Source organism: Streptomyces sp. NPDC004561 (genome assembly GCF_053602155.1).
Window position 1 is genome coordinate 1 of sequence record NZ_JBSGDB010000463.1, and the last position, 6,867, is coordinate 6,867.

Sequence of the window (6,867 nt, forward strand, 5' to 3'; positions counted from 1 at the left end):
GCCCGAAGCCGCCCGCACTCCCACTTCCGGATGGCGCCGCGGAGCGGATGCGGTCGGGTCGCCCGTCTCCTGGGAGGTGATGAGCGCCGCTGCCTCGGGCGGGACCGGGTCGGTGAAGGCGGCGGACTCGGGGGTGGCCCCGCCGGGGACGCCCTTGACCGTGCCGCCGGGGCCGAGGAAGGCCGGGTCGCCCCCCGGGACCATGCCGAGTTCATGGGCCCGGCGCTGCAGCGCGTCCGGGGACGAGTAGGCGTCGATGTCCCGCTGGAGCGCCTGCTCCTCGTCAGTGAGGTTCTTCGTCTGCTTCTGCAGGTCGGCCAGCTTGAACGAGCCTTCGCTGAGCGCGGAGTTCAGCATCAGCAGCCCGATGAGGCCGCCCCCGAGGAGCAGGACGACGAGCAGGACGAACGGGGTGCGGGCCGCCCTGGCGCGGCCGGCCGGGAAGAGCCGGGCGAGCCGGGCGGCCCTCCCCCTCAGTTCGGGTTTCCTGCTCACCACTCCCCCAGCTGAGTCCGGGAATCCAACCGACCCGTCCCACTCACTCGGCGTCCTCCCTGATGCGCTCGGCGCCCCGCAGTCTGGCCGGGGCGGCCCGGCGGTTCTCGGCGACCTCTTCCTCGGTGGGAAGTTCGGCACCACGGGTGAGCAGCTTGAGCCGCGGCTGGTAGCGCTCGGGCACGACCGGCAGCCCGGGCGGCGCGGTGGACACGGCACCGGCCGCGAACACCTGCTTGACCAGCCGGTCCTCCAGCGAGTGGTACGACAGCACGGCGACCCGTCCGCCGACGTCGACGGCCTTCACCGCGGCCGGGATCGCCCGCTCCAGGACGGACAGTTCACCGTTGACCTCGATGCGCAGCGCCTGGAAGGTCCGCTTGGCCGGGTTGCCGCCGGTGCGCTTGGCGGCCTGCGGGAGGGCGTCGCGGATGAGGTCCACGAGCCGGGCGCTGTTGCTGAACGGCTCCTTCTCGCGCTCGCGCACGATCGCCGAGACGATCCGCTTGGCCTGCTTCTCCTCGCCGTACGCGCGCAGGATGCGCACGAGTTCGCCCGCCGGGTAGGTGTTGAGGACCTCGGCCGCGCTGATGCCGGTCGTCTGGTCCATGCGCATGTCGAGCGGCGCGTCCTGCGCGTAGGCGAAGCCCCGGTCGGCCTCGTCGAGCTGCATGGAGGAGACGCCGAGGTCGAACAGCACGCCCTGCACGCGCGCGATGCGGAGCTTTTCCAGCACCTCGGGCAGTTCGTCGTAGACGGCGTGCACCAGGGTGGCCCGCTCGCCGAACGGCGCCAGCCGCTCCCCGGACAGGCGCAGCGCCTCCTTGTCCCGGTCGAGGCCGATCAGCCGCGCCTCGGGGAAGCGGGTGAGCAGTGCTTCGCTGTGCCCGCCGAGGCCGAGGGTGCAGTCGACGACCACCGCTCCCGGGCGCTCCAGGGCGGGCGCCAGCAGGTCCAGGCATCGCTGGAGCATCACCGGGACGTGTCGACTCTGGCTCAAGGAGGCCTCTCATGATCCGGCGGTGCCGTCCGCACCACCGGGCCCCGCCAGCTCGTGAGGGGGGAGTCCGGCCGGCGCCGGAAGCGTCAGCCGACCGGGAGCGGGAGGAGGCCGAGCCGTACGTACGCGCCGCGCACGCGGGGAGACGGTCCGGGCGGGTGCCGGGGTCTCCGGGGGTTTCACCAGCAGGAAGAGCCGCGCCTCCCGCTTCGCGTCACTTTAGTCCACCCTGTCTCGCGGTCAATCAACCGGCCTGCGCGTCGCGCACGGCCTCCTGACAGGAGCCGGGATTCGCACCGATTCACCCGTCCGGACCCGGTTTGCCGTCCGTGTGGGGTAGCTCACAACAAGCCGCGATGACGTTCTTTGTCCCCTCTCACAGCAGGCCGGGGCGCCACCTGACCGATAACGTCATGGCTATGTCGACTTCTGCAGCAGTACCCACTGGATCCGAAGACGCCATAACCGCTGGCGGCAGGGTGACGAACCGCCTCGTGGACGCCAACCAGCGGTACGCCGAGGCGTTCACCGACCCCGGCATGGACGCCCGTCCGGTCCTCCACGTCGCCGTCGTGGCCTGCATGGACGCCCGCCTCGACCTGCACAAGGCCCTCGGCCTGCAGCTCGGCGACTGCCACACCATCCGCAACGCGGGCGGTGTGGTCACCGACGACGTCATCCGCTCCCTGACCATCAGCCAGCGCAAGCTCGGCACCCGCAGCATCGTGCTGATCCACCACACGGGCTGCGGCATGGAGTCCCTCACCGAGGACTTCCGCGGCGACCTGGAGATGGAGGTCGGCCAGCGCCCGGCGTGGGCGGTGGAGTCCTTCCAGGACGTCGACCAGGACGTGCGGCAGTCCATGCAGCGGGTGCGCACCTCGCCGTTCCTGCTCCACACCGACGACGTGCGCGGCTTCGTCTTCGACGTGCACACCGGCCTGCTGCGCGAGGTGGACCCGGCCTGACCGGCCGTACCGGCCGGCCACCCCGGACACGTGCGACCGCCCCCGTACCGAATCACATCGAAAACGTGGTCGAAAAAGCCGTAAGACCGACATCGTGAGGCCAGTTGTCCACAGGCGAGTGACACGAATCGGTAACGGCAGCAAGAATGCGGGGTGTGGCATCACGCGGAACTGTTTCCGCGTGGTGTCCGTGTTTCGGGGTGGGCCGGTTTCGCATCGAGAGCGTCGGCCCGGAGAAAAGAACGGGCCGAGGAGGGCCGGGTGTCGACCTATGACGATCCAGCGAGCCATGGGGGCGCCCCCGCCCGAGCGTATTCGAGGGTGGGGGATGATCTGACCGCCACGGTGGAGCGGGTGCGCGGTTCGGTGGAAGGTGTGATCGAGGGCAAGCCCGAGGTCGTACGGCTCGCGCTGACCGTGCTGCTCGCCGAGGGCCACCTGCTGATCGAGGACGTCCCCGGGGTGGGGAAGACCATGCTCGCCAAGGCACTGGCGAAGTCCATCGACTGCACGGTGCGGCGCATCCAGTTCACGCCCGACCTGCTGCCCTCGGACATCACCGGCGTGTCCATCTGGGACCAGCAGCGCCGGGACTTCGAGTTCAAGCCGGGCGCCATCTTCGCGCAGATCGTGATCGGCGACGAGATCAACCGCGCCTCGCCCAAGACCCAGTCGGCCCTGCTGGAGTCCATGGAGGAGCGGCAGGTCACCATCGACGGGCAGACCTACGAACTGCCCAGCCCCTTCATGGTGGTGGCCACGCAGAACCCGGTCGAGATGGAGGGCACCTACCCGCTGCCCGAGGCGCAGCGCGACCGCTTCATGGCGCGGGTCTCCGTCGGCTACCCGAGCGTCGAGGCCGAGTTGCAGATGCTCGACGTCCACGGCGGGGTGAGCCCGCTGGAGGACCTCCAGCCGGTGGCGCACGCCCACGAGATCGTGAAGCTCATCGAGGCGGTGCGCGGGGTGCACGTCTCCGAGGCGGTCCGGCGCTACGCGGTGGAGCTGGTCGCCGCCACCCGTACCCACCCCGACCTCAGACTCGGCGCCTCCCCCCGCGCCACGCTGCATCTGCTGCGTGCGGCGAAGGCGTCCGCGGCCCTCGCCGGCCGGGAGTACGCGCTGCCGGACGACGTCCAGGCGCTCGCCGTCGCCGTCCTCGCGCACCGGCTGCTGCCCACCGCCCAGGCCCAGCTCAACCGGCGTACGGCCGAGCAGGTGGTGCAGGAGATCCTCCAGCACACGGCGGTGCCGGCGGCGCCGGGCCAGCAGAGCGGCTTCGGCGGCCTGGGGCGCGGTGTGCCGGCCTATCCCCAGCAGCCTCCGCGGAGTCTGTGATGAGCACCGGGGGGACCGGGCCGGGCGAGGCCGACCGGGGGGAGGCGGGCGGGATCCGGACGGCCCTCGCGGGTCTCACCACCCGCGGCCGCTCCTTCCTGGCGGCCGGGATCGCCGCCGCGGTCTGCGCGTACGTGCTGGGCCAGAGCGACCTGCTGCGGGTCGGCCTGCTGCTGGCCGCGCTGCCGCTGATCTGCGCGACCGTGCTGTACCGCACGCGCTACCAGGTGGCCGGCAGCCGGAGGCTCTCCCCCGCGCGCGTGCCGGCCGGCAGCGAGGCCCGGGTCCATCTGCGGATGGACAACGTCTCCCGGCTGCCCACCGGTCTGCTGATGCTCCAGGACCGGGTGCCCTACGTCCTCGGGCCACGGCCCCGGTTCGTCCTCGACCGGGTGGAGCCGGGCGGCCGCCGCGAGGTGTCCTACCGGGTCCGCTCCGATCTGCGCGGCCGCTATCCCCTGGGCCCGCTCCAGCTGCGGCTGACGGACCCCTTCGGGATGTGCGAACTGACGCGTGCCTTCTCGACGTTCGACACCCTCACGGTCATCCCGCGCGTGGACCCGCTGACTCCGGTCCGGTTCAGCGGCGAGGCCAAGGGATACGGCGACGGACGCCGGCGCTCGCTGGCCCTCGCCGGCGAGGACGACGTGATCCCGCGCGGCTACCGCTACGGCGACGACCTGCGCCGGGTGCACTGGCGGTCCACCGCGCGCTACGGCGAGCTGATGGTGCGCCGCGAGGAGCAGCCCCGGCGCTCCCGGTGCACCGTGCTGCTGGACACCCGGGGCGGCGCCTACGAGGGCGCGGGCCCCGACTCGGCCTTCGAGTGGGCCGTCTCCGGCACCGCCTCGGCGCTGGTGCACATGCTCGAACACGGCTTCTCGGTACGGCTGCTGACGGACAGTGGGAGCGCGGTGCCCGGCGAGGGCGGCGACGGGTTCGCGGGCCACGGCCAGGAGACCGCGGACGCGGCCGGCCTGATGATGGACACCCTCGCGGTGATCGACCACTCCGACGGCACCGGCCTGTCCCGGGCGTACGACGTGCTGCGCGGCGGCAACGAGGGGCTGCTGATCGCCTTCCTCGGCGACCTGGACGAGGAGCAGGCCGCGACGGTCGCGAAGATGAGCCGGCGCAGCGGCGGTGCCGTCGCCTTCGTACTGGACCCGGACACCTGGGTGCGGGAGGCGACCGACGTACCGCGCGCTGCCGACCGGCACCTGGAGCGGCTGCGGATGCTGCGCGAGGCGGGCTGGACGGCGCTGAGCGTGCCGCGCGGCGCCTCGATGGACGAACTGTGGCGGCAGGCGGACCGGGAACGCTCGGGCCTGGCCGCCGTGAGCGGGGAGGCACCGGCATGAGCGGGCGGGCACGACTGGCCCTGTGCGCCGCCGCGGCCACGCTGATGGCCTCGTGCGCCCTGCTGCCGCTGGTGGACCGGCCGTCCTGGCTGCTGGAGCTGATCCCGCTGGTGGCCGTGCAGACCGGTGTGGGCGCGGCGGCCCGGCGGGTGCCGCTGGGCCGGCCGCTGACCGTGGCGGCACAGGCGCTGGCCACCCTGCTGATGCTCACCCTGGTCTTCGCCCGGGAGCACGCGGTCATCGGGCTGGTCCCCGGCCCGGGCACCTTCCGGTACTTCGCCGACCTGCTCCAGCAGGGCTCCCAGGACGTCAGCCAGTACGCCATACCGGCGCCGCTCACCGACGGCATCAGGCTGATGCTGATCGGCGGTGTGCTGCTGGTCGGTCTGCTGGTGGACACGCTCGCGGTGACCTTCCGCAGCGCGGCCCCGGCCGGGCTGCCCCTGCTCGCGCTGTACTCGGTGGCCGCGGGGCTGTCCCACGGCGGCGCCGACTGGCTGTGGTTCCTGGTCGCGGCGGGCGGCTATCTGATGCTGCTGCTCGCGGAGGGCCGGGACCGGCTCGCGCAGTGGGGCCGGGTCTTCGGCAGCGCGCCCCGCTCTCCCGGCACCCCGGACACCGGCGCCGTGGCCCCGGTGCGCACCGGGCGCCGGATCGGCGCGGTGGCCCTCGGGGTGGCCCTGATGGTGCCGCTCGTCCTGCCCGCGATGCGGGGCGGCCTGCTGGACGCCGCCGGCACCGGGGTGGGGGCGGGCGACGGCAACGGGGGCACGATCTCAGCGGTCAACCCGCTGGTGTCGTTGCGCGACAGTCTGAACACGGACAACGACCGCGAGGTGCTGTCGCTGAAGACCAGCGCCAACGACATCTCGGACCTGTACCTGCGCATAGTGTCCCTGGACGACTTCGACGGCACGACCTGGAAGCCGGCCCAGCGGCACATCGTCGGTGTGCCGGACGCGTTCCCCACGCCCATCGGCCTGAGCCCGGACGTCAAGCGCAGCACGATCAGGACCACGGTCACGGCGGCGGACTGGTACGCCCAGGACTGGCTGCCGATGCCCTACCCGCCGAGCGGGGTGCGGATCGACGGCAGCTGGCGGTACGAGCCCGTCGGCATGACCCTCGTCGGTGACCACGGCCAGAACACGCGCGGCGAGACGTACCAGGTCAGCAGCCTGGACGTGCAGCCGACCGCGGAGCAGCTGGCCTCCGCGCCGGAGCCGCCGGCCGCCCTCAGGCGCGAGTACACCAAGGTGCCGCCCGCGCTGCCGAAGGTGGTGGCGCGCACCGCCGCGGAGATCACCGCGGGGGCGAAGAACCACTACGAGGAGGCCGTCAAGCTCCAGGACTACTTCGCGGTCAGCGGCGGCTTCCAGTACGACACGCAGGTGGCGGTCGGCCGCGGGCCCGGCGCCATCGCGAACTTCCTGAAGAAGAAGCAGGGTTTCTGCGTCCACTTCTCCTTCGCGATGGCGGCGATGGCCCGCACCCTCGGCATCCCGGCCCGGGTGGCGGTGGGCTTCGCGCCCGGCACCCCGCAGGCCGACGGCACGGTGGCGGTGAACCTGAAGGACGCGCACGCCTGGCCCGAGCTGTACTTCGAGGGCGTCGGCTGGACCCGCTTCGAGCCGACCCCCACCAGGGGCACCACGCCGTCGTACACCGTGTCGGACACGCCCGGCACCTCGCTGCCGGACCAGGC

Annotated in this window: 6 protein-coding genes; 4 read left to right on the forward strand and 2 right to left on the reverse strand. The window is 72.6% G+C overall.

Annotated features, from left to right (window positions below):
• Both ACWEN3_RS37800 and rsmH read right to left on the reverse strand, forming a co-directional pair.
• A partial coding sequence (locus ACWEN3_RS37800; protein ID WP_452980668.1) for a septum formation initiator family protein occupies positions 1-495 on the reverse strand: 495 nt, incomplete at its 3' end.
• Between the two features lie 43 nt (positions 496-538).
• Positions 539-1,495 carry a 16S rRNA (cytosine(1402)-N(4))-methyltransferase RsmH gene (rsmH, locus tag ACWEN3_RS37805; protein WP_452980671.1) on the reverse strand — a complete coding sequence of 319 codons (957 nt, stop codon included), beginning with the start codon at positions 1,493-1,495 and terminating at the stop codon, positions 539-541.
• A 356-nt stretch (positions 1,496-1,851) separates the two neighbouring features.
• Here rsmH and ACWEN3_RS37810 point away from each other — a divergent pair, with 356 nt between their 5' ends.
• The 4 genes from ACWEN3_RS37810 to ACWEN3_RS37825 all read left to right on the forward strand — a co-directional run.
• Positions 1,852-2,463, forward strand: coding sequence for a beta-class carbonic anhydrase (locus tag ACWEN3_RS37810; RefSeq protein WP_452980673.1), 612 nt, complete (start codon positions 1,852-1,854; stop codon positions 2,461-2,463).
• Between the two features lie 261 nt (positions 2,464-2,724).
• The gene (locus ACWEN3_RS37815) at positions 2,725-3,801 is read left to right on the forward strand and encodes an AAA family ATPase (RefSeq protein ID WP_452980676.1); all 1,077 of its coding nucleotides are present in this window, start codon (positions 2,725-2,727) and stop codon (positions 3,799-3,801) included.
• A complete protein-coding gene (locus ACWEN3_RS37820) occupies positions 3,801-5,162 on the forward strand; it encodes a DUF58 domain-containing protein (RefSeq protein ID WP_452980679.1) in 1,362 nt (453 codons plus the stop codon). The genes ACWEN3_RS37815 and ACWEN3_RS37820 overlap by 1 nt, the downstream gene beginning before the upstream one ends.
• A partial coding sequence (locus ACWEN3_RS37825; RefSeq protein ID WP_452980682.1) for a transglutaminase family protein occupies positions 5,159-6,867 on the forward strand: 1,709 nt, incomplete at its 3' end. The genes ACWEN3_RS37820 and ACWEN3_RS37825, both read left to right, overlap by 4 nt.

Coding starts and splice junctions, on each gene's coding strand:
- ACWEN3_RS37810 (WP_452980673.1), top strand. CDS start 1,852: ATGACGTTCTTTGTCCCCTCTCACAGCAGGCCGGGGCGCCACCTGACC.
- ACWEN3_RS37820 (WP_452980679.1), top strand. CDS start 3,801: ATGAGCACCGGGGGGACCGGGCCGGGCGAGGCCGACCGGGGGGAGGCG.